34 protein-coding genes and 2 tRNA genes are annotated in these 20647 nt (G+C 39.5%); 4 read left to right on the top strand and 32 right to left on the bottom strand.

Annotation, left to right across the window (positions count from 1 at the left end; translation table 11 throughout):
• Positions 1-64: 64 nt before the first annotated feature.
• Positions 65-153, bottom strand: a tRNA-Ser gene (locus SIB75_RS00990).
• Between the two features lie 60 nt (positions 154-213).
• Positions 214-1413 carry an alanine racemase gene (gene alr / locus SIB75_RS00985; RefSeq protein WP_413683596.1) on the bottom strand — a complete coding sequence of 400 codons (1200 nt, stop codon included), beginning with the start codon at positions 1411-1413 and terminating at the stop codon, positions 214-216.
• Between the two features lie 81 nt (positions 1414-1494).
• On the opposite strand from alr, the gene SIB75_RS00980 reads away from it, so the two are divergent.
• Entirely contained in the window at positions 1495-2001 is a 507-nt protein-coding gene (locus SIB75_RS00980; RefSeq protein ID WP_413683595.1) for an HNH endonuclease, read from the top strand.
• Positions 2002-2007: 6 nt separating this feature from the next.
• On the opposite strand, the gene prfA is transcribed toward SIB75_RS00980, so the two are convergent.
• The 30 genes from prfA to rplC form a co-directional block, all read right to left on the bottom strand.
• Complete coding sequence (prfA, locus tag SIB75_RS00975; RefSeq protein WP_413683594.1) at positions 2008-3105, bottom strand: peptide chain release factor 1; 1098 nt, start codon at positions 3103-3105, stop codon at positions 2008-2010.
• Positions 3106-3140: 35 nt separating this feature from the next.
• Positions 3141-3401: a 50S ribosomal protein L31 gene (gene rpmE, locus SIB75_RS00970; protein WP_413683593.1), complete on the bottom strand. Its 261-nt coding sequence runs from the start codon at positions 3399-3401 to the stop codon at positions 3141-3143.
• 37 nt (positions 3402-3438) lie between these two features.
• A complete protein-coding gene (gene rpsI, locus SIB75_RS00965; RefSeq protein WP_413683592.1) occupies positions 3439-3846 on the bottom strand; it encodes a 30S ribosomal protein S9 in 408 nt (135 codons plus the stop codon).
• Positions 3843-4295, bottom strand: a complete 453-nt coding sequence (gene rplM, locus SIB75_RS00960; RefSeq protein ID WP_011295447.1) for a 50S ribosomal protein L13 — start codon at positions 4293-4295, stop codon at positions 3843-3845. The genes rpsI and rplM overlap by 4 nt, the downstream gene beginning before the upstream one ends.
• Before the next feature lie 189 nt (positions 4296-4484).
• Positions 4485-5327 carry a tRNA pseudouridine(38-40) synthase TruA gene (gene truA, locus SIB75_RS00955; protein ID WP_413683591.1) on the bottom strand — a complete coding sequence of 281 codons (843 nt, stop codon included), beginning with the start codon at positions 5325-5327 and terminating at the stop codon, positions 4485-4487.
• 51 nt (positions 5328-5378) lie between these two features.
• Complete coding sequence (rplQ, locus tag SIB75_RS00950) at positions 5379-5729, bottom strand: 50S ribosomal protein L17 (RefSeq protein ID WP_413389246.1); 351 nt, start codon at positions 5727-5729, stop codon at positions 5379-5381.
• A gap of 39 nt (positions 5730-5768) precedes the next feature.
• Entirely contained in the window at positions 5769-6707 is a 939-nt protein-coding gene (locus SIB75_RS00945) for a DNA-directed RNA polymerase subunit alpha (RefSeq protein ID WP_413389247.1), read from the bottom strand.
• A 50-nt stretch (positions 6708-6757) separates the two neighbouring features.
• The gene (gene rpsK, locus SIB75_RS00940) at positions 6758-7150 is read right to left on the bottom strand and encodes a 30S ribosomal protein S11 (RefSeq protein ID WP_413683590.1); all 393 of its coding nucleotides are present in this window, start codon (positions 7148-7150) and stop codon (positions 6758-6760) included.
• Positions 7151-7214: 64 nt separating this feature from the next.
• A complete protein-coding gene (gene rpsM, locus SIB75_RS00935; RefSeq protein WP_413389249.1) occupies positions 7215-7580 on the bottom strand; it encodes a 30S ribosomal protein S13 in 366 nt (121 codons plus the stop codon).
• A 112-nt stretch (positions 7581-7692) separates the two neighbouring features.
• Entirely contained in the window at positions 7693-7809 is a 117-nt protein-coding gene (gene rpmJ / locus SIB75_RS00930) for a 50S ribosomal protein L36 (protein ID WP_011295453.1), read from the bottom strand.
• Between the two features lie 44 nt (positions 7810-7853).
• On the bottom strand, positions 7854-8402 hold the full coding sequence (locus SIB75_RS00925) for an adenylate kinase (RefSeq protein WP_413683589.1): 549 nt from the start codon (positions 8400-8402) through the stop codon (positions 7854-7856).
• Between the two features lie 25 nt (positions 8403-8427).
• Positions 8428-9747, bottom strand: a complete 1320-nt coding sequence (secY, locus tag SIB75_RS00920; protein ID WP_413683588.1) for a preprotein translocase subunit SecY — start codon at positions 9745-9747, stop codon at positions 8428-8430.
• A 59-nt stretch (positions 9748-9806) separates the two neighbouring features.
• Positions 9807-10259, bottom strand: a complete 453-nt coding sequence (rplO, locus tag SIB75_RS00915) for a 50S ribosomal protein L15 (protein WP_413683587.1) — start codon at positions 10257-10259, stop codon at positions 9807-9809.
• 5 nt (positions 10260-10264) lie between these two features.
• Positions 10265-10891, bottom strand: coding sequence for a 30S ribosomal protein S5 (rpsE, locus tag SIB75_RS00910; RefSeq protein ID WP_413683586.1), 627 nt, complete (start codon positions 10889-10891; stop codon positions 10265-10267).
• 14 nt (positions 10892-10905) lie between these two features.
• Positions 10906-11274 (bottom strand): 50S ribosomal protein L18, encoded by a 369-nt coding sequence (gene rplR, locus SIB75_RS00905; protein WP_413683585.1) that lies wholly within the window; start codon positions 11272-11274, stop codon positions 10906-10908.
• A gap of 33 nt (positions 11275-11307) precedes the next feature.
• Positions 11308-11847: a 50S ribosomal protein L6 gene (gene rplF, locus SIB75_RS00900; protein WP_413683584.1), complete on the bottom strand. Its 540-nt coding sequence runs from the start codon at positions 11845-11847 to the stop codon at positions 11308-11310.
• 17 nt (positions 11848-11864) lie between these two features.
• Entirely contained in the window at positions 11865-12266 is a 402-nt protein-coding gene (gene rpsH / locus SIB75_RS00895) for a 30S ribosomal protein S8 (RefSeq protein ID WP_413683583.1), read from the bottom strand.
• Positions 12267-12285: 19 nt separating this feature from the next.
• Positions 12286-12825 (bottom strand): 50S ribosomal protein L5, encoded by a 540-nt coding sequence (gene rplE / locus SIB75_RS00890; RefSeq protein ID WP_011295461.1) that lies wholly within the window; start codon positions 12823-12825, stop codon positions 12286-12288.
• A gap of 89 nt (positions 12826-12914) precedes the next feature.
• Positions 12915-13226, bottom strand: coding sequence for a 50S ribosomal protein L24 (rplX, locus tag SIB75_RS00885; protein ID WP_269625525.1), 312 nt, complete (start codon positions 13224-13226; stop codon positions 12915-12917).
• 47 nt (positions 13227-13273) lie between these two features.
• Positions 13274-13639, bottom strand: a complete 366-nt coding sequence (rplN, locus tag SIB75_RS00880; protein WP_011295463.1) for a 50S ribosomal protein L14 — start codon at positions 13637-13639, stop codon at positions 13274-13276.
• The gene (rpsQ, locus tag SIB75_RS00875; RefSeq protein WP_413683582.1) at positions 13636-13902 is read right to left on the bottom strand and encodes a 30S ribosomal protein S17; all 267 of its coding nucleotides are present in this window, start codon (positions 13900-13902) and stop codon (positions 13636-13638) included. Before rpsQ ends, rplN begins: the two co-directional genes overlap by 4 nt.
• Before the next feature lie 10 nt (positions 13903-13912).
• Positions 13913-14125 carry a 50S ribosomal protein L29 gene (rpmC, locus tag SIB75_RS00870; protein WP_413683581.1) on the bottom strand — a complete coding sequence of 71 codons (213 nt, stop codon included), beginning with the start codon at positions 14123-14125 and terminating at the stop codon, positions 13913-13915.
• Positions 14122-14607, bottom strand: a complete 486-nt coding sequence (rplP, locus tag SIB75_RS00865) for a 50S ribosomal protein L16 (RefSeq protein ID WP_413389257.1) — start codon at positions 14605-14607, stop codon at positions 14122-14124. The genes rpmC and rplP overlap by 4 nt, the downstream gene beginning before the upstream one ends.
• A gap of 12 nt (positions 14608-14619) precedes the next feature.
• Positions 14620-15354, bottom strand: coding sequence for a 30S ribosomal protein S3 (gene rpsC / locus SIB75_RS00860; protein ID WP_413683580.1), 735 nt, complete (start codon positions 15352-15354; stop codon positions 14620-14622).
• Positions 15354-15734: a 50S ribosomal protein L22 gene (rplV, locus tag SIB75_RS00855; protein WP_413683579.1), complete on the bottom strand. Its 381-nt coding sequence runs from the start codon at positions 15732-15734 to the stop codon at positions 15354-15356. The genes rpsC and rplV overlap by 1 nt, the downstream gene beginning before the upstream one ends.
• Positions 15735-15736: 2 nt before the next feature.
• On the bottom strand, positions 15737-16012 hold the full coding sequence (gene rpsS / locus SIB75_RS00850; RefSeq protein ID WP_413389260.1) for a 30S ribosomal protein S19: 276 nt from the start codon (positions 16010-16012) through the stop codon (positions 15737-15739).
• Positions 16013-16047: 35 nt separating this feature from the next.
• Positions 16048-16911: a 50S ribosomal protein L2 gene (gene rplB / locus SIB75_RS00845; RefSeq protein ID WP_413683578.1), complete on the bottom strand. Its 864-nt coding sequence runs from the start codon at positions 16909-16911 to the stop codon at positions 16048-16050.
• A gap of 4 nt (positions 16912-16915) precedes the next feature.
• Positions 16916-17227, bottom strand: a complete 312-nt coding sequence (locus SIB75_RS00840; protein WP_413683577.1) for a 50S ribosomal protein L23 — start codon at positions 17225-17227, stop codon at positions 16916-16918.
• Positions 17220-17855, bottom strand: a complete 636-nt coding sequence (gene rplD, locus SIB75_RS00835; protein ID WP_413684753.1) for a 50S ribosomal protein L4 — start codon at positions 17853-17855, stop codon at positions 17220-17222. The genes SIB75_RS00840 and rplD overlap by 8 nt, the downstream gene beginning before the upstream one ends.
• On the bottom strand, positions 17855-18511 hold the full coding sequence (gene rplC, locus SIB75_RS00830) for a 50S ribosomal protein L3 (protein WP_413389263.1): 657 nt from the start codon (positions 18509-18511) through the stop codon (positions 17855-17857). Before rplC ends, rplD begins: the two co-directional genes overlap by 1 nt.
• Positions 18512-18880: 369 nt before the next feature.
• Between rplC and SIB75_RS00825 the strand changes: the two genes are divergently transcribed.
• The 3 genes from SIB75_RS00825 to SIB75_RS00815 all read left to right on the top strand — a co-directional run bounded on the left by SIB75_RS00825 (position 18881) and on the right by SIB75_RS00815 (position 20635).
• Positions 18881-19345, top strand: coding sequence for an NAD(P)H-quinone oxidoreductase subunit N (locus SIB75_RS00825; RefSeq protein ID WP_413684751.1), 465 nt, complete (start codon positions 18881-18883; stop codon positions 19343-19345).
• A gap of 12 nt (positions 19346-19357) precedes the next feature.
• A complete protein-coding gene (locus SIB75_RS00820) occupies positions 19358-20380 on the top strand; it encodes an LdpA C-terminal domain-containing domain (protein WP_413683576.1) in 1023 nt (340 codons plus the stop codon).
• Between the two features lie 183 nt (positions 20381-20563).
• Positions 20564-20635, top strand: a tRNA-Gln gene (locus SIB75_RS00815).
• Positions 20636-20647: the final 12 nt, after the last annotated feature.

Genomic DNA, 20647 nt, shown 5'->3' with positions numbered 1-20647 from the left:
ATGAAGTAATGCAATAGATTTCTTTTCTTTTGAATTTATAAAGATCTTTTGCTGTAAATAGGAACGGAGAGGGAGGGATTCGAACCCTCGACAGAAGTTACCTCCTGTAACTCCTTAGCAGGGAGCCGCTTTCAACCACTCAGCCACCTCTCCATTGCCAATACCTTATCAAGTCAACGTTCAAAAAATTTGTATTGTGATCCTCTACAAATTTTAAGCGACCACTCTAGGAAGTCGATTTCTGAAACTGCAAAGAACTTCCCATGGAATTGATCCAGACAAATCGCACCAATGTTGAGGAGATATACAAATCTCACCATCTGTTCCAAGAAGGGTTAAAACCTGACCTGTTTTAATATCTGGTTTATCAGTTATGTCAAAGACCATTTGATCCATTGCAATTGCGCCTACTTGAGGAACCAAAACTCCATCTATTGAGGCTGATATTTTTCCAGAAAGAGTCCTGCTTACGCCATCTGCGTAGCCAATAGCTACGACAGCAAGCTTACTTTTCCTTTGAGTTTTAAAAATATGTCCATACCCCACTCCAATACCTTTTTCAACATCCCTAACCAAAGTAACTCGAGCCTTAACTTTCAAGGCTGGGGTAAGGTTCAAATCAGACTGAAAATCATTTGCGGGAAAGTAACCATACAAGCTAAGTCCCACTCGAACCATATCAAAATGAAGACGACTATCTAAAAGTGTCCCCGCAGAATTAGCTAGGTGTCTGCATAGAATCTTATTTCTTTTGCCTAAATCCTTTAAAACCTTCTCAAATCTATTTAACTGAATCTGAGTGAAACTTGTTTGAGTATTATTTTCTAGATCTTTATCAGCAATTGCCAAATGACTATATATACCTTCTAAGGATATATTTTCTAAACAATCAATCTTAGTAATTAATTCTTCAACTTGATTACAATCACAGCCAAGTCTAGCCATACCCGTGTCAACTTTTAAGTGAATAACAAATTTTTTATGATTATTTTCTGCTATATTATTGCAAATTATAGCCTCACGAATTCCGCTAATCGTGGGAATAAGATCCCAGCAAAAAGAAGCATAAAGTTCTTCTGCATTTATTAGATTTCCAAGAATTAATATATGACACTTCAAGCCAGCATTTCTTAATTGAATCCCCTCTTCTAATGTTGCTACTCCGAGACAATCAGCGCCTCCAATTAAAGCTGCTTTTGCAACAGTCTCTGCACCATGTCCGTACCCATCAGCTTTGACTACTGCCATTAATAAACAATCTGTGCCAATAAAGTTTTTCAAAACTCTTGAATTATTTTCAATGACTTTCGAATCGACCTCAACCCATGCACGACTTCGAGGATCAGGATTCAACACATTTTTAGTTATCCCACCAAAAGTGAAAGATCTTTCTCTTTTATTGATCTTTGACATACTCTACATGGAATCAATGTAATAAGGGAAACTGCAACAAGGCTCCAATGGCACTAGCATGCCGCTAAATAGCTTGCTTGCATGGCTCAAGTTCTTGTTCTGAATGCTTCCTATGAGCCATTGAACATCACTTCATGGCGTCGCGCGACTGTTTTAATGCTTAAAGGCAAGGCTGAAAGTCTTGAAGAAGATGCTTCACACAATATTAGGCAAGATGTCAAAGCCCCTACTGTAATTAGATTAATACAATTTATTAGAGTTCCATATCGAGATATTCCTCTTTCTAGAAAAAATATATTTCAAAGAGATAATAACTGTTGTCAATATTGTGGTCAAAAAAACAAGAAACTCTCAATTGACCATGTTTTACCCCGTAGTAGAGGGGGAACCGACAATTGGGAGAATGTGATTACTGCTTGTCTTCAATGCAACGTCATGAAGGGGAATAGAACTCCAGATGAGGCCAAGATGCCAATGAAAACAAAACCCTATAAACCTTTAAATAACATGAGTTTTGAAACTACAAAACAAATTCATTCTGGTCGCCATAAAGAATGGAGTAAATATGTAATTGGATGGGTAGCGTAGCTTCCTTTAATCTTCAGATTGATTACTAATTTCTTCCATTTGCCTTCTTTGTTCTTCGGCAATACATGCGTCAATCACATCTTCCAATTGACCTGAAAGAACTTGCTCGAGAGGGAAATTAACTCCTAATCGATGATCAGTTGTTCGATTATCTTTGTAGTTATATGTCCTAATTTTTTCACTTCTATCACCTGTGCCAACCTGAGACAATCGCGCAGATCTTTCCTTTGCATTAGCCTCTGCTATTTCTAATTCTAATAATTTAGCTCTTAAAATCTCCATTGCTCTTTCTCTATTTTGCATTTGAGAACGTTCCTGCGTACAAAAAACTCTTATACCTGAGGGCTTGTGAAATAAATCAATAGCTGTTTCTACTTTATTTACATTTTGCCCTCCAGCACCACCTGATCTTGCCGTACTTATTTCCAGGTCAGTAGATTCTATTTTCACCTCTACTGGATCAGCTTCTGGCATTACAGCAACAGTTGCAGTAGAGGTATGTACTCGACCTTGAGATTCGGTTGAAGGAACTCTTTGAACCCTATGAACACCTGCTTCAAATTTTAATTGGCTGTAAACAGACTCTCCTTTGACTGAGATAATCATTTCACGAAAGCCACCCATATCAGCTTCTGTTGAACTTATGGGTTTTACATTCCATCCAAGTTTTTGACCATATCTCTCATACATTCTTGCTAAATCGCCAGCCCATAAACAAGCTTCATTTCCTCCTGCTCCAGCTCTTATTTCAAGCATCACACTTCTTTCATCTCTTGGATCTTTGGGCAAAAGAGCCAAAGTCAACTTTTGAATTAATTCATTTTTTGAGAGTTCGAGATTTTGAAGTTCTTCTCTAGCTAAAAGTTCCATCTCTTTATCATCTTTGCTTTCTTTTACTAATCCTTTAGCTTCTAGACACTCTTTTTCTATTATCTGGAGGTTTAAATAATCATTAACCAAAGGCTCTAAACGGGATCTTTCTCTCGCAATTGTCTCTAATTGTTTTGGATCTGAAGCAACATCTGGATCAGCTAATTGCAACTCCAAATTTTGAAAACTACTTTTAGCTGTTTCTAGTCGTTTAATTAGGGTTGAAGAATCCATTCTTTTTATTCCCTAAATCTTTAAATCAAACGCTATCAACTTTCTTTTTTTTCTTCTGAAGATTTCTCTTTTTGTTCACTTGAATCCGATGGGGCCATACCATATTTTTTCATAAATCTATCTACTCTTCCTTCCGTATCTAAAATCTTTTGAGTCCCGGTGAAGAAAGGATGGTTTCCACTCCAAACATCAACCTGAATTTCAGGCTGAGTAGCACCTGTTGTCATGACAACCTCTCCATTACAAATAACTTTTGCTTCTGGATACCAAGTTGGATGTATATCTGATTTAGGCATGATTAGAAAAGAGCAAGATTTTAGATGAAAAGGGAAATTATCTCTTTGAGAATTGTGGAGCTTTACGAGCTTTTTTGAGACCATATTTGCGTCTTTCTTTTGCTCTAGGATCTCGACTAAGGTGACCCTCTACTTTCAAAGGCTTACGGTTATCAAGTGATAAGTCACATAAAGCCCTAGCAGCGCCCTGCTTTATGGCATCAGACTGACCAGTCAATCCTCCACCATAGACATTAACTAAAACGTCATATGATTCACTCAATCCTAAAGTTTTCAAAGGAGCTTTAACAGCAGATATATAAGCAGGATTAAAATTCAAGTAATGGTCACCAGGGCGACCATTGATGATTATTTCACCTTTTCCCGGAGTTAATCTAACTCTGGCTACTGATGTCTTTCGTCTACCAGTTCCCCAGTAAACTACTTTGTTTGTTGAACTAGTCATTTCGTAACAGATTCAGAATTTAGAGAAAGAATTTTAGGTTCTTGCGCTGAATGAGGATGATCAGAGCCTTTATAAACTTTGAGTTTCGTAAATAATTGCCTTCCTAGCCTTGTGTGAGGAAGCATTCCTTTAATTGCCTTTTCAACTATTCTCTCAGGGATTCTAGATTGAAGAGCCTTAAAGGTTTCAACTTTCATACCACCTGGACGTCCGGAATGTCTGCGGTAAAGCTTTTGATCTGATTTTTTGCCGGTTACTTTGATCTTTTCAGCATTGACGACAATAACAAAATCTCCAGTATCTAAATGAGGAGTAAAATTTGGCTTTGTCTTACCCCTTAGGACACTAGCAACTTCAGTTGCTAGTCGACCAAGAGTCTGATTCTCTGCATCCACCAGAAACCACTGGCGATCTATTGAATCCGGCGATGGAACTGATGTTTTGTTCATTTTCCCTGAACACCTTTAACACTGAATAAGCATTATCGTTTTGATAATACTGTTTAAGGAAGTTATCAAGTCAATAAATTGATCTGATTCTTCAGAAGATTGATTCTACACTTTCATGGCTTAAAACTGGCCTTTTTGTTCGTATAAAATTTAAATTACTGATTTAAGAAATGCCCAAATTTTAATTTATTAATCTTGGACTCTTTGAATACTTTTTGACGATTCAAACATTGGGAGAGAAAAGCTTGGGAAAGTGTCAAAACTTTTCTCTTTTGAAAAGATCATGTGCTCATAACCAACTCTTATCAAACACAAACCATGAGGAGGTGCAGCCTCTTTAATCTCAGAGCGCAAACCCTTTCTCCATCTATATCTAAATTTTTCTAAAGAAAGTCGTTTTTCTCCAACAGCAACTAATTGGCCCATCAAAAGCCTGACCATCCCATACAAAAAGCCACTGGCCTGAATTTCAACTGTGACTATATCCCCATCACGGGAAATAGAAACATCTTGTACTGTGGTCAATGAATTACTTCTATTGCTTCCTGCTTTTTGAAAAGCTGCAAAATCATGTAGACCTAACAAATCATTTAGAGCATGCTTCATTAAATTAATATCCAATATAAATCTATATTTATGCCAACTTATATTTTGAAGAAAAAGATTTGGATAGGAACCATTAAAAATAGAATATCTATACCTTCTATATTTTGCCGAATAGCAAGCATGCCAATCAATTGGAACACTTACTGCTTCAAGAACTTTAATGGATGCTGGAAGCCTACCATTCAAGGCTGATGCCCATTTATGAATAGGAATTGGTCCACAGCAATCAAAATGAACAACTTGTCCTGAAGCATGAACTCCTGAATCAGTTCTGCCTGCTGCTATTGCCTTGACTGGTCTGATTGGATCAAGTTCTGAAATTTTCTCTTCTAAAGTTCCTTGAACAGTTATTGAATCTTTTTGATTTTGCCAGCCTCTAAAACCTGATCCATCGTATTGAATAACAAGAGCAATTCTTTTCGTCAAATTGAACTAATAAGAAAAAATCTTGATTTACTTTTTTGCAGAATAATGAATCTATACAAGCTCAACAATCGCCATTTCTGAATTATCACCGCGTCTTGGAGTGGTTCTCACGATTCTTGTATAGCCACCTTCTCTATCACCGTATCGCTCTTGGGCCTTTTCAAAAAGTGCATGAACTAATTGCTTATCGTAGACATATCCAATAGCTCTTCTTCTTGAAGAAAGACTGCCATCCTTAGCTAATGTAATCATTCTCTCAGTTTCATTTCTCAAAGCTTTAGCTCTTGCTTTCGTTGTCGTGACTCTACCTTCACGAATTAATTGAGTAGTTAATCCTCTTAACAGTGCCTTCCTTTGATCTGCAGGGAGACTCAGTTGTGGAATTCGACGTTGATGACGCATTGGATTAGCCTTTAGATGTGATAGTAATAAAACTGAAAGTCATGCAGAAGTTCTACTTTGTGGAATAGAAATTCCAATTCTCTCTAGAGCTTCAATAACTTCATCAGCAGATTTAGAACCGAAGTTCTTAATTTCCAATAAATCCTCATAACTGAAACCCATCAGGTCTGAAACAGAGTTCACTTGGGCACGTTTTAGGCAGTTATAAGCTCTTACAGACAAGTTTAACTCCTCAAGGGGGATTTGGGCTTCAGCTGCTGGCTCTGGCTCTTCAGGAATCTCTTCTACCATTGAGACAGTGGCAAGAGGTTGAAAAAGTTCGATTAATTGATTCGCAGCTTCCGCCAATGCATCGTCTGGAGATGTGGATCCATCAGTGACCAACTCCATTTTTAATCTTTCTCTAGTTGATCCCCCCTCAGCTACAGCGGTTTCATCAATAGTAAAATTAACTCTATTTATAGGCATAAATACAGCATCTATTTGAAGCAAATCAATTGCGCTTGTCTCTTCATTTCTTCTATCAACTGGTCGATATCCAACACCTCTTTCTACATGTATTTCTAGTTCTAAGTTATGCCCCTCCTGAACTGTTGCGATTGGGCGATCACCATCAACAACTTCAACTTGTGATGAGAACTGAATGTCCTTTGCTTTAACTTCAGCTGGGCCTGTCACAACAAGCCTTCCTATCTCAAGCTCTTGACTGCGACTATCAACTGAAATTTGTTTACAATTCAGCAGTATGTCTAATACATCTTCTCTTACACCAGGAATTGTTGCATATTCATGATTAACACCTGCAATCCTTACAGCAGTAACTGCGCTGCCTTCGAGTCCGCCCATTAACACCCTGCGAAGGGAATTACCCAAAGTTGTTGCTTGACCTCTTTCAAGAGGTCCGATTAGGAAGACGCCTGTTTGGGAACGATCATTGGCAACTTGATGGTCGATCCTGTCTATCTGGTATTGCAACACGGTCTAATGCGATGTGGAAAAAAAGAAAAGTTCACTCAAGTGAATAGATTTTAAACGCGTCTGCGCTTAGGCCTCCTACAACCATTATGAGGAAGAGGAGTAACATCTCTGATCAAAGTAATTTCAAGACCAGCTACTTGCAACGCTCTTATTGCGGTTTCACGACCTGAGCCTGGTCCTCTTACAAGAACTTCTATTTGACGCATTCCTTGCTCTAGGGCCCTTCTGGCCGCAACTTCAGCAGCGGTCTGAGCAGCAAAAGGAGTACCTTTTCGAGCTCCTTTGAATCCGCTTGCTCCCGCTGATGACCAGGAAATGACTTCACCAGAGGTGTCAGTAATTGAGACAATGGTGTTATTAAAGGTACTTTGAATATGCACAACTCCATTTGGAACGTTGCGCTTTGACTTCTTAGAACCGGATTTCTTTGAGGGTGTAGCCATTAGGCTGTGCTTTATTTAATAAAGATTAAGTAAATTACCAGTTGGTAACAGGAGTCTTAAGAAATTATTTCTTTCTTCCTGCAACAGTTTTTCTAGCTCCTCTGCGTGTACGAGCGTTAGTTCTTGTTCGTTGTCCACGAACAGGAAGGCTCATTCGATGCCTGCGTCCACGGACACATCCAATATCTTGAAGTCTTTTAAGCGCCATTCCTTCCTGGCGCCTCAAATCTCCTTCAAGAGTGAATTCTTCAGTAACAGCTCTGAGCTTCTGAATATCACTATCATCTAAATCCTTTACACGAACATCAGGATTAACTCCTGATTTTTCAAGGATAGCCTGGGCTCTGGTTAAGCCAATGCCGTAGATGTAAGTAAGGGCAACTTCTACACGCTTTTCGCGTGGTATGTCGATGCCTGAAATCCGTGCCACTTAGGGATAAATCGAAGAGGACAATGAAAATCATCATAAATTAATGATGACCGTTGTTGAAAAAAGCAAACGAAATAATTTAATCGTTTAAGATTTCTTCAAAAGTCAGGAATCAGCCCTGACGTTGCTTGTTACGAGGCCTTTTCTTGTTGATCACATAGATTCGGCCTCTACGCCTCACGATCTGATCGTCAGGACTAATTTTTTTGACTGAGGATCTAACCTTCATTTGGTGAGACTCTCCTATTTCCAAACTATAACTTTACTACATCATCAGCCTAAAGATTTCTCAATACATGAAAACACAACATCTATGTCAGCATTACCTTCTATCTCCTCAAGAATACCTTCCTTCTTATACAAAGCAATTAAGGGAGAAGTTTTTTCTCTATAAATTTCGAGTCTATTTTTTATGACTTGTTGGTTATCATCCTGCCTTCCTCTTTCTAAAAGTCTTTTAATTAAATAATCGTCGGCACATTTTATTAGTACGACTGCTTCTAAAGGTTGATTTATTTTTTCTAAAAGACTTTTTAGAGAATTCGCTTGATTGACATTCCTAGGGAAACCATCAAGCAACCACCCTTCATTAATATTTTCTAATCTTCCTTCAACAATTGAGAGAACCAATTCATCACTTACTAATTCTCCTTTATTCATAACCTCCTCAGCTTTAAGACCTAAAACGGATCCAGAAGAGACTTCATCTCTAAGTAAATCTCCAGTTGAAAGATGATCTAATCCGTACTTCTTGCAAAAAAGATTTGCTTGCGTCCCTTTACCCGCACCAGGAGGACCAAGGAAGAGTAATTTCTTTTTCATTTAAATAAAAATCATAGTAAAGATTTTATTGACGTACTAATCCTTCATATCTTTGAGAAATGACATAAGTCTGAATCTGCTTAGATGTATCAATTGCAACTCCTACCAAGATTAATAATGAAGTTGCTCCAAGGCCTTGAAAAGTTTGCACATTAGTTGCTCTCTCTACTGCAGCAGGGACAATGGCAACTGAACCAAGAAATAATCCACCTAGTAAAGTGAGTCGATTTTGAACACCTGAAAGATAATTAGCAGTGGAACCTCCCGGTCTTACCCCTGGAATTGCTACGCCACCCTTTTTTAAATTAGAAGCAATATCTATTGGATTAATGGTTAAAGAAGCATAAAAATAAGCAAAACCCAAAATCAATGCAAAAAAGGTAATTGCATATGGCCATGGGTTGGATGAACCTGGATTAAGTGAACTGGCAGCCTTAATAAGTAAAGGATTTTGAGTGAAATTTGCGATTGTTATTGGAAGGAAAATCAATGCAGATGCAAAAATTATGGGCATAACGCCACCAGCATTTAACTTAAGGGGTAAATAACTTTGCCTACTTGGCAGAAGTGCTGTACCTCCCATTTGGCTTTTTGCACTTACGATTGGAATCCTTCTAGCGCCTTCTTGAACAAAAATAATACCCACAATAGTAATTAAAAAAACTATCAAAAGAATTATTATCCCAAGAACATCGGCTCTATCTCCGGTTTGAGCTTTTTCAATAGTAGAGCTAAGTGCCTTAGGCAAAGTCGCAACAATATTCAAGAAAATAACTAAAGAAGCCCCTTGGCCTATACCTTTTTCAGTAATAATCTCACTAAGCCACATGACTATCATCGATCCAGTGACTAATGCCAGGGATGTTTGAATAACAAATTCAGTTTCGCCAAGACCTTCGACTGCATACTGTCTAAGAATCAAAGCAAAAACTGTGCTTTGAACCAATCCCCACCCCAAGGCTACATATCTAGTAATTTGAGCAATCTTCCTTCTTCCTGCCTCCCCTTCATTTTTCTGTAGATCTTCCAATTGCGGTAAAGAAGCAGTAAGCAATTGAATAATTATTGAAGCATTAATAAAAGGAAGAATACCTAGTGCAAAAATACCCAAAGTTGAGATTCCGCCACCTGTGAAAATATCAAGAAATCCAATCAATTGCCCCCCCTGATCAATAAAAGTTTTAAAAGCCTCTCTATCTATTCCAGGCATAGGAATATAAATTCCTAACCGAACTATTAACAATAGACCTAGGGTAGTTAAGACTCTTCCCCTAAGCTCTTCATTACTAAAAAGCTGAGTGATTACTTCACCTGCGCTTGGGTTTCGACCACGACTTATTAACATTTAATAAGGATAATTTATTAGAGGCTAGTGTATAAAATCAATTTTTTGGGATAGCTAAGTTAAGTATATATCTCACATTTGCCGCCGATCTCTTCAATTTTCTTTTTGGCGGATGTTGTAAAAGCAGCAGCTTGAACAGTCAATTTAACTTCTAATTTACCGTTGCCAAGAATTTTTAGAGGATTTTTTGGTTTTGTCAAAATACCCTCCTTGACCAATGAATCAAGATTAACGACAGTTCCCTCTTTCAATTCATTCAAACTGGAAACATTGAGGACGGTAAAATTTTTCTGATTGACTATTGGAAAATGCTTTAATTTTGGGACTCTTCTATACAAAGGCATCTGACCACCCTCAAAGCCTGGGCGAGTAGGTCTACCTGATCGAGATTTTTGGCCCCTCATCCCAAAACCGCAACTAGCTCCTTGGCCAGCAGCGATACCTCGACCTTTACGTGTTTTTTTACGTCTAGATCCTTGATTTGACTGAAGAGATTCTAATTTAATAGTCATGATTTTTAAGAATAAATCTGCTCAAGTGAAATACCGCGCTCTTTTGCTGTGGCTTTATGAGTTCTTAACTCACTTAAAGCAACCATTGCAGCACGAGCATTATTGAGAGGAGTCTTACTACCTAATCTCTTAGCAAGTACATTTTTAATTCCAGCCAACTCTAAGACAGTACGAATTGACCCCCCCGCAATTACACCAGTTCCAGGCGCTGCAGGACGAATTAATACACTCGCTGCTCCATCTCTACCATTAGAGAGAGTTGGTATAGAGCTATTTCGTGTTAAGGGAACACGAACTAAATGTTTTTTTCCATCAGCGACTCCTTTCCTAACAGCACCAATTACATCGCCAGCTTTCCCAACCCCAACCCCAACTTGTCCTTTTTCATTCCCTACTACAACTATTGCCCTAAAACTCATTTTCTTTCCACCTTTGACAGTTTTGGAAACCCTTCTGATTTGGACAACACGCTCTTGCCATTCAGAATCTCTTTCTTGCCCTCTTCTATCTCTTCTTCCTCCGCGTTTCTCACCACGATTTCGACGATTATCCTGCCTACCATCTGCGGCAGGAGGGGAATCTGATGCTCCTGAAGTTCTTTTACTTGAGGACTGGTTTTTAGAGTCTGTCATTGTTAAAGCAATAATTAAAAGTTCAAGCCTGCCACTCTGGCAGCTTCGGCTAGAGCTTTAACCCTGCCATGATAGATGTTCCCACCTCTGTCAAAGATAACTTGTTTGATGCCTTTTGATAAAGCTTTTTTTGCAACAAGCTCTCCGACCGCTGTAGAAGCATCGCAACTTGCAGCATTAGATTTTAAAGAAGCTTTTAAGTCTTTATCTAAGGTTGATGCAGCACATATGGTGCTTTGGGCATCATCATCTATTATTTGAGCATAGATGTGGTTATTAGAACGAAAAACAGCAAGTCTTGGTCGAGCTTCTGTTCCGCTTAAGTTTCTCCTCAAGCGTTTATGTCTTTTTTGTGTCTGTTGTTTTCTTGAGAGTTTTGACATGGCTAAAAAATTTTAAAAAACAAATAAGCAAGATTAAGCTTTGCCAGACTTACCAGCTTTTCTAATTATGTTTTCTCCTTCATATTTGATTCCCTTGCCTTTATAGGGTTCTGGAGGCCTAATTGCTCTTATTTTGGCAGCTTCATTGCCAACTAATTCTTTATCAGGTCCAGTTACTATCACATTTGTATTATTTTCAACTTTAAAAGTTATGCCTTCAGGAGGGACAACCTCAACAGGATGACTATAACCGGCACTAACAACAAGAGTTTTTCCTTTTACTTGAGCTCTTGAGCCAACACCAACAATCTCAAGTTTTTTTGTAAAACCATTACTAACTCCCTCAACCATATTTGCCACAAGAGATCTACATAGCCCATGCATTTCCCTGGACTGTCTCTTTTCATTTATTGGTTTAACAACAATAGTTTTGTCATCTTTGCTTAGGCTTACTCCATCAGGAAGAGTTCGATGCAGTTCACCTTTTGGACCTTTAACAGTAATAGAAAGTCCTTCAAGTTTTACATCTACCTTTTCAGGAAGGGAGATTGGTTTTTTTCCAGTACGAGACATAATAAATACCTAATCAATCAACAGACATAGCAGAGGACTTCTCCTCCAACACCTTGTTTGCGAGCATCACGATCACTCATGACTCCCTTAGAGGTAGAGATTATTGCAACTCCAAGACCTCCTAAAACTTTTGGCAATCCTCGAGTATTTTTATAAATCCTCAACCCTGGTTTACTCACTCGCTGCATTGAACGAATAATGGGTGAGCGATGCTTACCAGTATATTTCAATCCAAGAATGAGCTGCTTTCGAAAGCCTTCTCCTTCTTCATTGATTTCTGCAATAAACCCCTCACGCTGAAGCACCTTAGCGATACTAAGAGACATTCTTGAAGCAGGGACTTTGGTTTGTTCATGACGTTTTTCACTTGCATTTCGTATGCGAGTGAGCATGTCTGAAATTGGATCGTGGTTGGCCATAGTATTTAGCTAATCAAACTCATTTTTTACGGAAGGGCATTCCCATTTCACTAAGAAGAGCCTTACCTTGCTCATCAGAGGAAGCACTGGTCACAATTGTGATATCCATGCCTCTAATGGTGTCGACTTTGTCAAAAGTGATCTCAGGGAAAATAAGTTGTTCTTTGACTCCAATGGTGTAATTTCCTCGGCCATCAAAGCTTTTAGGACTGACCCCACGAAAATCTCTGATTCTTGGAAGTGCCAGATTTATGAACCTTTCCAAGAATGCATACATGCGATCACCTCTAAGTGTGACTGCGCAACCAATAGGCATTCCTTGTCTGATTTTGAAAGTAGCAATTGCTTTCTTAGCCCTTGTTACAAGAGCTTTTTGCCCCGAGATTGTTGCCATTTCCTTTAGAGAGGCTTCTAAAGCTTTTGAATTCGTTGCGGCTTCACCAAGACCTCTATTTAAAGTGACCTTCTGCACTTTAGGAACTTGATGAACATTTTTTAGACCAAGATCTTTTAAAAGCTTTGGTCTAATTGTCTCTCGATAACGGGTTTTTAGTGACATTGTTGGAAAGGATTTAATTCTGGTCTTGGTCAGAATTCAATTGGGAAAAGAAACTCTGCTTTAGTTAATTCAGATAAAGGAATAGTGAATTAATCAATTAATTCCCCAGTCTTTTTTAATCGTCGTTTCTTTGATCCGTCTTTATCTACAAAAATTTCAACCTTACTAGCAACTTTCTCTTTAGTTGAGTAGATCATTACATTTGAGGCATGCAAGGAAAATTCTTTGGTCTCTATTCGACCAGTTTCTCCTTCCTGTGAGGGTTTTACATGCTTTGTTCTTTGGTTAATTCCTTGGACTAAAACTCTATTTTCATAGGGAAGTGTTTTAAGGACTTCACCGGTTTTACCCTTGTCCTTTCCAGAAATAATCTGAACTGTATCTCCTTTACGGATTTTCATTTTGATCCGATCAGTAGGAGCTTTGGATTTGTTAATTGCTGGCATGACTAAATAACCTCCGGAGCTAAAGAGACAATTTTAGTGAAATTGCGTTCTCTTAATTCTCGTGCGACGGGACCAAACACCCTAGTACCTCTTGGGTTTTGATCATCATTGATCAGAACAGCAGCGTTGTCATCAAAGCGAATTGAATTTCCTGTCTCTCTACGCATTGTTGCTCTAGTACGAACAACAACCGCTTTAACGACATCTGATTTTTTGACTCCCATATTAGGCATCGCATCTTTAACAGAAGCAACAATCACATCTCCTACGTGGGCATAGCGACGATTAGAGCCCAAGACCCTAATACATTGCAAACGCTTGGCTCCACTGTTATCTGCAACTGTTAAGAATGTTTCTTGCTGAATCATTTTGCAGCCTCCTTAGATTTCATACCCTGAACGAGAACATCTGTAACCGTCCATCGTTTTTGAGCGCTGATTGGAGGAGACTCTTTAATCCGAACTCTGTCTCCCACTTTGCAATGGTTTTCTGCATCATGAGCTTTATATCTAGTCGTACGACTAATAATTTTTTGGTAAATAGGATGTGGAAATCTATTTTCCACAGCGACAACTACTGTTTTTTGCATTTTGTCACTGACAACAGTGCCAACCATTTCCTTAAGTGCCATAACTAAAAAATCAAGATGATGTGTTGGAGCGGCTTCGCTCGTTAGAAACCGTTAAAAGTTGAGCCAATTCGGTTCGTGCCTCTTTGAAACGGTGGGTTTTCGCTAGCTGTCTAGTGGCTTGCTTAAAACGAAGATCAAAAAGTTCTTTACGAAGATTTTCAATCTTTTCTGATATCTCGGAATCAGATAGATTCCTAACATCTTTCGTAGTTGTTTTGCTCATGATGATGACTCCGAATCATCTGCTTCAACTGGAGTTTTAGCAGGTTTATAATTTCCCTTATTGAGATCTTCCTCTAGGAAAATAAATTTTGTTTTTACTGGCAGCTTGTATTGAGCAAGACGCATTGCCTCTTTTGCAATTTCCTCTGTAATTTCATCGCCACCCATTTCAAATAAAATTCGACCAGGCTTAACAACTGCAACCCAAAATTCTGGGTTACCTTTACCAGATCCCATTCTTGTCTCGGCAGGCCTCATCGTTACAGGCTTATCAGGGAAAATACGAATCCAAATTTGTCCTCCCCTTTTTACATAACGAGTCATAGCTCGTCTGCTTGCCTCGATTTGTCTTGAGGTAACCCAACCACAATCTTGAGCTTGCAATGCAAACTGACCAAAAGCGATTTTGTTGCCTCTAGTAGCAACGCCGCGCATACGGCCTCTCTGTTGTTTGCGAAATTTGGTTCTTTTGGGACTAAGCATGATTAAAACTCCTTATTTAGCTTCATTAGAACGATCCTCAAATTGTTGAGGTCTTCGATTCCCCCTATTGCGTCTAGGAGTAGAACCAACAGGTAATGGCTGTTCTTCTTTAGGAAGAACTTCACCTTTGAAAACCCATACTTTGATTCCTAAAACCCCATAGGTTGTACTAGCAACTTTGGTTGCATAGTCGATTTCTGCTCTCAAAGTGTGGAGAGGGACTCTTCCTTCTCGTGTCCATTCAGAACGTGCAATTTCAGCACCATTCAACCTTCCGCCTACTTGTATTTTAAGACCTAAGACACCAGCTCTTTGTGCTCTTTGAACAGCCATTCGAATAGTCCGTCTAAAGGCAACACGCTTTTCTAGTTGCTGAGCAATATATTCGGCAAGAAGATAAGCATCTGCATCAACTTTTTCTACTTCAACAACATTAATTCGTACTTGTCTATTTCTATCACCGATTGTTTTTTGAATACCAGATCTGAGTTCTTCAATACCACTTCCCTGCCTACCAACAATTACTCCTGGCCTAGCAGTTTTTAATTCGACCTCAAGCTGATCTGCTTTTCGAGCAATCAATACATCGCTTATCCCTGCTGCTCCATACTTTTTCTTGATGAAAGTGCGGATCCGATCATCTTCTTGGAGTAGTAAAGGATAAGTCTTACTTGGTGCATACCATTTAGAACGATGCTCTTGGGTGATGCCAAGCCTAATTCCAGTGGGGTGAATTTTATGTCCCATCAGTCTGAGTCCTCAGAATTGGTTGTTTGAGTGGCCGAAACAGCAATGCTGATGTGGCATGTCTGCTTTTTAATTGCGAATGCTCTGCCCTGAGCCCTAGGCCTATAACGTTTCATTGGTGGGCCCATATCAGCAGTAGCAGTGCTAATCACCAGCGAAGAAGGTTCAAGACCAAGATTGTTTTCTGCATTCGCAACAGCTGATCGCAATACTTTTGTTATTGGCTCAGTTGATCGATAAGGCATGAATTCAAGCATGATCAAAGCATCCCTATAAGTTCTTCCTCTTATTTGATCAAGAACACGTCGAACTTTTGAAGCAGATCCGCGAATATAACGCCCATGGGCCTGGGCTGTCTTTTTGGTAGATGAATTATTCATGATTAGCGTGTTCCTTTTTTATCTCTGATGTGACCTCTGTAGGTTCGAGTTGGTGCAAACTCTCCTAACTTGTGTCCAACCATTTGCTCAGTTATGAAAACAGGTATGTGACTCTTTCCATTGTGAACAGCAATTGTATGGCCAATCATCATTGGCAGAATTGTTGAGGCTCTGGACCATGTTTTGATGACAGCTTTATCGTCATTAGAGTTTTGCTTCTCGATTTTACGAAGCAAACTGTCTGAAATAAATGGCCCTTTTTTTAGTGAACGTCCCATAACGGTTTAAAAGAATTGGTAAAGAAAGATAGAAATCATGAATCGCGACCTCCTCTACTCCGTTTAGATACCTTGCGTCGTTTTCGAAGAACGTACTTATTACTAGGCTTATTCTTCTTCCTGGTTTTCAAACCAAGAGCAGCTTTACCCCATGGCGTAACAGGACCAGCTCGTCCAACTGGTGCCTTACCCTCTCCTCCTCCATGTGGGTGGTCACATGGATTCATAACACTTCCTCTAACTTGAGGTCGTCTACCTAGCCACCTTCTTCTCCCAGCCTTTCCAAGGCTTGTATTTCTAATTTCAGAATTTCCCACCTCTCCAAGTGTTGCGTAGCATTCTTTTCTTACTAAACGAACCTCAGTAGAGGGTAATTTCAACGCAACATAATCTCCTTCTTTAGCCATAACTTGGGCACTAGCTCCAGCTGTACGAACCATCTGTCCTCCTCGACCAGGATACAGTTCAACACAATGAACGCTGGAACCTAAAGGCATTGAGGAAAGAGGTAAGGCATTACCAGTTTCAATTGGTGAATCTGGGCCTGAAATAACTTCTTGACCAACCGTTATGTCTGCAGGCGCAAGAATATATCTCTTTTCACCATCAGAGTAAAAGAGTAAAGCAAGTCTTGCATTGCGATGAGGGTCATAATGTATAGCTGCAACTTTGGCCGAAACACCATGCTTATTTCGACGAAAATCAACAATCCTATATAACCTTTTGTGCCCGCCACCTCGATGTCGACAAGTAATTACTCCTCGATTGTTGCGTCCTTTCTTTTGATGTTTTGATACGACAAGTGAGCGCTCAGGCTTATTAGATGTAACTTCACTAAAGTCAGTTACGACTCTTGTACGAGTGCCTGGTGTGTAAGGTTTGAAACTTCTTATTGCCATTGTTTTAAGCCTCCTCTGATTCTGGGAACAACTGTATGGTGTTGCCTTCTGCTAAGCGAACCACAGCCTTCTTAACTTGTGGCCTCTTTCCAGAAAATCTACCAACCCTCCTACTTTTCCTTGGAGGATTCATAGTGCTAATACCAAGAACCTTGACATCAAACATTTTCTCTACAGCAGCTTTTATATCAGGCTTAGCTGCTCTTGGATCGACTTCAAAAGTGTACTGATTTAAATCCAAAGCTTTTGTAGCCTTCTCAGTTATTAAGGGACGCTTAATAACATCAGTAAGTCGTTTATCAAAAAATTTAGTCATTACCGTATACCTCCTTAATGGTTGATAATGCGTCTTCACCTATTACCAATGAATTGGCATTCAGAAGGTCAAACACATTTAATTGATCAGCAGAGATAAGCTTAATTTTTTCTAAGTTTCTAATTGAGCGCTTAATAATTTCAGAAGGATGATTGAGAATAATCAGAATTTTGCCATCAGAATCAATTCCAACTCGCTTGAGTAGGGCAACAATTTCACTTGTCTTAGGTACGTCAAGTTTTGAGCCAAAGTCTTTAATTATTTTTGCATCTGCAATTCTACTCATTAGAGCAGTGCGAAGAGCTAGCCTTCGTTCCTTCCTATTCATTTCCAAGTTATATTTCCGAGGCTTAGGGCCGAAAATAACTCCACCCCCAGGACGAAGAGGAGTTCTAATTGAACCTTGTCTTGCTCTACCAGTACCCTTTTGCTTATAGGGTTTTCTACCGCCGCCTCGAACCTCAGACCTAGTCAAAGAACTTGCAGTCCCTTGGCGGCTGTGAGCTTGCTGGCGCAAAACAGCGCGATGCAATAGATCTGCTGCAGATGATTCCTTGGCAGTTTTCAAATCAATTGATGATTCGCCAGTCTCTTTGCCTTGCCAATCAAGAACAGTACAGTTAGCCATCATTTACCTCCTTGGTGGGTAGAGACGCCAACTCTTTTGGCAGGTCTTATGTTTAGAAGAGATCCAGGCTTACCTGGAACAGATCCCTTTACGACTAATAAATTGTGATCAGTATCTATCTTTAGAATTTCTAGGCCTCTCGTAGTAACTTTTTTACCACCCATACGACCAGCCATCCTCTTGCCGGGATAAACACGTCCAGGAGTGGTTCCAGCCCCTGTTGAACCAGGTAATCGATGATTTTTCGAACCGTGACTCATAGGGCCTCGGCTAAACCCATGTCGCTTTTGATAACCAGCGAATCCTCTACCCATTGTGTCGCCGCTCACATCAACCTTTTGACCTGTTTTGAAATCATCGACTGTTATTGCAGCTCCAAGTTCAAATTCACCAGAATTTTCAACTCGGTACTCTCGAAGATGACGCAAAAGGTCATCTCCTGATTTTGCAAGATGACCTTTTGAAGGCTTGTTGATAAGTTTTTCGCGAATTAATTGAAAGCCTATTTGTACAGAAGCATAGCCATCTGTATCGGCAGACTTCAATTGAGTGATTCGACAGGGACCCGCTTCGATCAAAGTGACTGGAACGGCTCTGCCTTCATCATCGAAGAGTTGGGACATACCCAACTTCTTACCTAAGATTCCTAAAGACATTGATTTAAAAAAACGCCAGCTAAAACGTCTATCTGTACGAAGAAAGACTTAGATCTGAATTAAATCGCCTATCTAGCCAAAAAAGTTGAAATTAATTGAAGTTCAATTTATTTGGAAAATGCTAGCGATCATCAGCTGGCTGAGACTTTTCTAAACTCTTCACAAAGTTCAAATAGTATCTCGACAGAAGGAAAAAAATTCTTCTGTACTGGCCAAAAAGACTAAACGCAAACGCTCAGTCTGCTCAAGCATCTAGAGGCCCGGCTAGCGGGCGGGCATAGAAAAGCTTTAGCAACTTATAAGATTACACTACTAAGGTCAATTTTGTGTGATGCTTCAATTGAACAAGATAAAGAATTTGATTTAAGAATGCCTTTATTACTCTCTGGTCAGAAATTTCGCACTGATCTGGAATCATTTGGTTGTCTTGCCATCCTCAGTCCATTAGAAGGAGGAGCGGAAACTCGTTTACTTCGAAGACTTAGAGCTGGCGGGTATCAAACACAGATAACTTCCGCTAGAGGATTAGGAGATCCAGTTGTCTTTCTTACACAATTACATGGAATCAGGCCACCACATTTAGGACATCAAAATGTTGGGAGAAATGGGGCCTTAGGGGAAGTTCAACAAGTGATTCCTCAATTAAATGAATTGTTAGTTGAAGATAAACCCTTGGTTCTATGGTTATTAGAGGGTCAAGTTTTATCCAAGTCAGAACTATTAGCAATAAATAATCTCTGCCAAAAGGAACCTCGAATCAAAATTGTTATTGAGATGGGAGGGGCTCGAAGTATTCAATGGCAACCATTAAATGACTTTATAAATAGAGATTAGAACTTCATCAAAGTGATTACTCAAAATTCGATTTGCAATTCTGAAGCTCTCAAAAAAGGTAACTGGGTAAAATTAATTTGTGGCGCAAGTAATCAAGACTTACCTTCAATAACTGATCTTTGCTCAATTTATGGAGCTGCAGGGGTGCATTGCATTGACCTCGCTGCTGACGAAGCTGTTATCCATGCAGCTCGCAATGCAATTGATTGGGTTTTCGAAACTTATGGAAAAAAACCTTGGCTGATGATCAGCTTAAGTGATGGAAAAGATGCGCATTTTCGCAAAGCTTGGTTTAATCCAGACCTATGTCCTTCGAATTGCTCAAGACCCTGTCAAAGCATTTGTCCAGCTCATGCGATTGAAAAAGAAGGTGGTGTGAAGGCTAATAAATGCTATGGATGTGGCCGATGTATTGATACATGCCCATTAGGAATCATTCAAGAAAAGGATCGAAGATTAACTCTGAAAGATTTTGCTCCATTATTAACAACTATCAGACCGGATGCAGTAGAAATTCATACTGCTCCAGGAAGAGGAAAAGAATTTGAACAGACAGTCAAGGAAATTTTTAAAGTCGATCTGGAGCTACAAAGATTATCCGTAAGCTGCGGTTTACAAGGGCATGGAATAAACCATGAAAAATTAGCAGAAGAACTTTGGCTTCGACATAAATTTCTCAGAATTCATAATCAAAAACCTCTTTGGCAAATTGATGGGCGTCGAATGAGTGGAGATCTTGGGGCAGGTGCGGCCAAAATCGCAGTAAAGCTCTGGGAAAGAATACGCCCTATAGCTCCACCAGGCCCCTTACAACTTGCTGGAGGGACAAATGAATCGACCATTAAGTACCTTCCAGAGGTCAAGGGGCCTGAAGGCATTGCTTTTGGAGGGAAAGCAAGAAAGATAATTCAACCATGGTTAGAAGAGGCTCAACGAAAAAGAATTAGTCTTAGAGAATGGCCTGAAGGCTGGGAGGCGGCTCTGACAGAGGCAAAAAGACTGATAAATCCTTGGCTTGTAAGAAAATCTTTATAATTGGATTTCTCCTAGCTAAATCAATCATTCGAAAGCGCACGATGAGTTGTATTAATGAAGAAATCTTCCGATTAACAAAAAAAAACTGGATTAAGACATGACAGGATTGAATCAAATATGCAATTATCTAAGAGAAAGAATCCAAATCTATGTCTTTCTATTGCAAACATAGATCTGGGACAATGGGCCGTCGCCAAGTGGTAAGGCATCGGGTTTTGGTCTCGACATTCCTAGGTTCGAATCCTAGCGGCCCAGTTTTCAACACTT

The sequence above is a fragment of the Prochlorococcus sp. MIT 1011 genome, from assembly GCF_047305235.1.
In the GTDB taxonomy this organism is placed as follows: Bacteria; Cyanobacteriota; Cyanobacteriia; order PCC-6307; family Cyanobiaceae; genus Prochlorococcus_B.
The sequence above is the reverse complement of the archived record's forward strand: the minus strand, read 5'-3'. Positions and strand labels throughout refer to the sequence as shown.

What these genes read in the sequence shown, in the direction of transcription:
- alr (WP_413683596.1), bottom strand. Translation starts at nt 1,413, where the DNA reads ATGTCAAAGATCAATAAAAGAGAAAGATCTTTCACTTTTGGTGGGATA.
- SIB75_RS00980 (WP_413683595.1), top strand. Translation starts at nt 1,495, where the DNA reads ATGGCTCAAGTTCTTGTTCTGAATGCTTCCTATGAGCCATTGAACATC.
- prfA (WP_413683594.1), bottom strand. Translation starts at nt 3,105, where the DNA reads ATGGATTCTTCAACCCTAATTAAACGACTAGAAACAGCTAAAAGTAGT.
- rpmE (WP_413683593.1), bottom strand. Translation starts at nt 3,401, where the DNA reads ATGCCTAAATCAGATATACATCCAACTTGGTATCCAGAAGCAAAAGTT.
- rpsI (WP_413683592.1), bottom strand. Translation starts at nt 3,846, where the DNA reads ATGACTAGTTCAACAAACAAAGTAGTTTACTGGGGAACTGGTAGACGA.
- rplM (WP_011295447.1), bottom strand. Translation starts at nt 4,295, where the DNA reads ATGAACAAAACATCAGTTCCATCGCCGGATTCAATAGATCGCCAGTGG.
- rplQ (WP_413389246.1), bottom strand. Translation starts at nt 5,729, where the DNA reads ATGCGTCATCAACGTCGAATTCCACAACTGAGTCTCCCTGCAGATCAA.
- rpsK (WP_413683590.1), bottom strand. Translation starts at nt 7,150, where the DNA reads ATGGCTACACCCTCAAAGAAATCCGGTTCTAAGAAGTCAAAGCGCAAC.
- rpmJ (WP_011295453.1), bottom strand. Translation starts at nt 7,809, where the DNA reads ATGAAGGTTAGATCCTCAGTCAAAAAAATTAGTCCTGACGATCAGATC.
- SIB75_RS00925 (WP_413683589.1), bottom strand. Translation starts at nt 8,402, where the DNA reads ATGAAAAAGAAATTACTCTTCCTTGGTCCTCCTGGTGCGGGTAAAGGG.
- secY (WP_413683588.1), bottom strand. Translation starts at nt 9,747, where the DNA reads ATGTTAATAAGTCGTGGTCGAAACCCAAGCGCAGGTGAAGTAATCACT.
- rplO (WP_413683587.1), bottom strand. Translation starts at nt 10,259, where the DNA reads ATGACTATTAAATTAGAATCTCTTCAGTCAAATCAAGGATCTAGACGT.
- rpsE (WP_413683586.1), bottom strand. Translation starts at nt 10,891, where the DNA reads ATGACAGACTCTAAAAACCAGTCCTCAAGTAAAAGAACTTCAGGAGCA.
- rplR (WP_413683585.1), bottom strand. Translation starts at nt 11,274, where the DNA reads ATGTCAAAACTCTCAAGAAAACAACAGACACAAAAAAGACATAAACGC.
- rplF (WP_413683584.1), bottom strand. Translation starts at nt 11,847, where the DNA reads ATGTCTCGTACTGGAAAAAAACCAATCTCCCTTCCTGAAAAGGTAGAT.
- rpsH (WP_413683583.1), bottom strand. Translation starts at nt 12,266, where the DNA reads ATGGCCAACCACGATCCAATTTCAGACATGCTCACTCGCATACGAAAT.
- rplE (WP_011295461.1), bottom strand. Translation starts at nt 12,825, where the DNA reads ATGTCACTAAAAACCCGTTATCGAGAGACAATTAGACCAAAGCTTTTA.
- rplX (WP_269625525.1), bottom strand. Translation starts at nt 13,226, where the DNA reads ATGAAAATCCGTAAAGGAGATACAGTTCAGATTATTTCTGGAAAGGAC.
- rplN (WP_011295463.1), bottom strand. Translation starts at nt 13,639, where the DNA reads ATGATTCAGCAAGAAACATTCTTAACAGTTGCAGATAACAGTGGAGCC.
- rpsQ (WP_413683582.1), bottom strand. Translation starts at nt 13,902, where the DNA reads ATGGCACTTAAGGAAATGGTTGGCACTGTTGTCAGTGACAAAATGCAA.
- rpmC (WP_413683581.1), bottom strand. Translation starts at nt 14,125, where the DNA reads ATGAGCAAAACAACTACGAAAGATGTTAGGAATCTATCTGATTCCGAG.
- rplP (WP_413389257.1), bottom strand. Translation starts at nt 14,607, where the DNA reads ATGCTTAGTCCCAAAAGAACCAAATTTCGCAAACAACAGAGAGGCCGT.
- rpsC (WP_413683580.1), bottom strand. Translation starts at nt 15,354, where the DNA reads ATGGGACATAAAATTCACCCCACTGGAATTAGGCTTGGCATCACCCAA.
- rplV (WP_413683579.1), bottom strand. Translation starts at nt 15,734, where the DNA reads ATGAATAATTCATCTACCAAAAAGACAGCCCAGGCCCATGGGCGTTAT.
- rpsS (WP_413389260.1), bottom strand. Translation starts at nt 16,012, where the DNA reads ATGGGACGTTCACTAAAAAAAGGGCCATTTATTTCAGACAGTTTGCTT.
- rplB (WP_413683578.1), bottom strand. Translation starts at nt 16,911, where the DNA reads ATGGCAATAAGAAGTTTCAAACCTTACACACCAGGCACTCGTACAAGA.
- SIB75_RS00840 (WP_413683577.1), bottom strand. Translation starts at nt 17,227, where the DNA reads ATGACTAAATTTTTTGATAAACGACTTACTGATGTTATTAAGCGTCCC.
- rplD (WP_413684753.1), bottom strand. Translation starts at nt 17,855, where the DNA reads ATGGCTAACTGTACTGTTCTTGATTGGCAAGGCAAAGAGACTGGCGAA.
- rplC (WP_413389263.1), bottom strand. Translation starts at nt 18,511, where the DNA reads ATGTCTTTAGGAATCTTAGGTAAGAAGTTGGGTATGTCCCAACTCTTC.
- SIB75_RS00825 (WP_413684751.1), top strand. Translation starts at nt 18,881, where the DNA reads ATGCCTTTATTACTCTCTGGTCAGAAATTTCGCACTGATCTGGAATCA.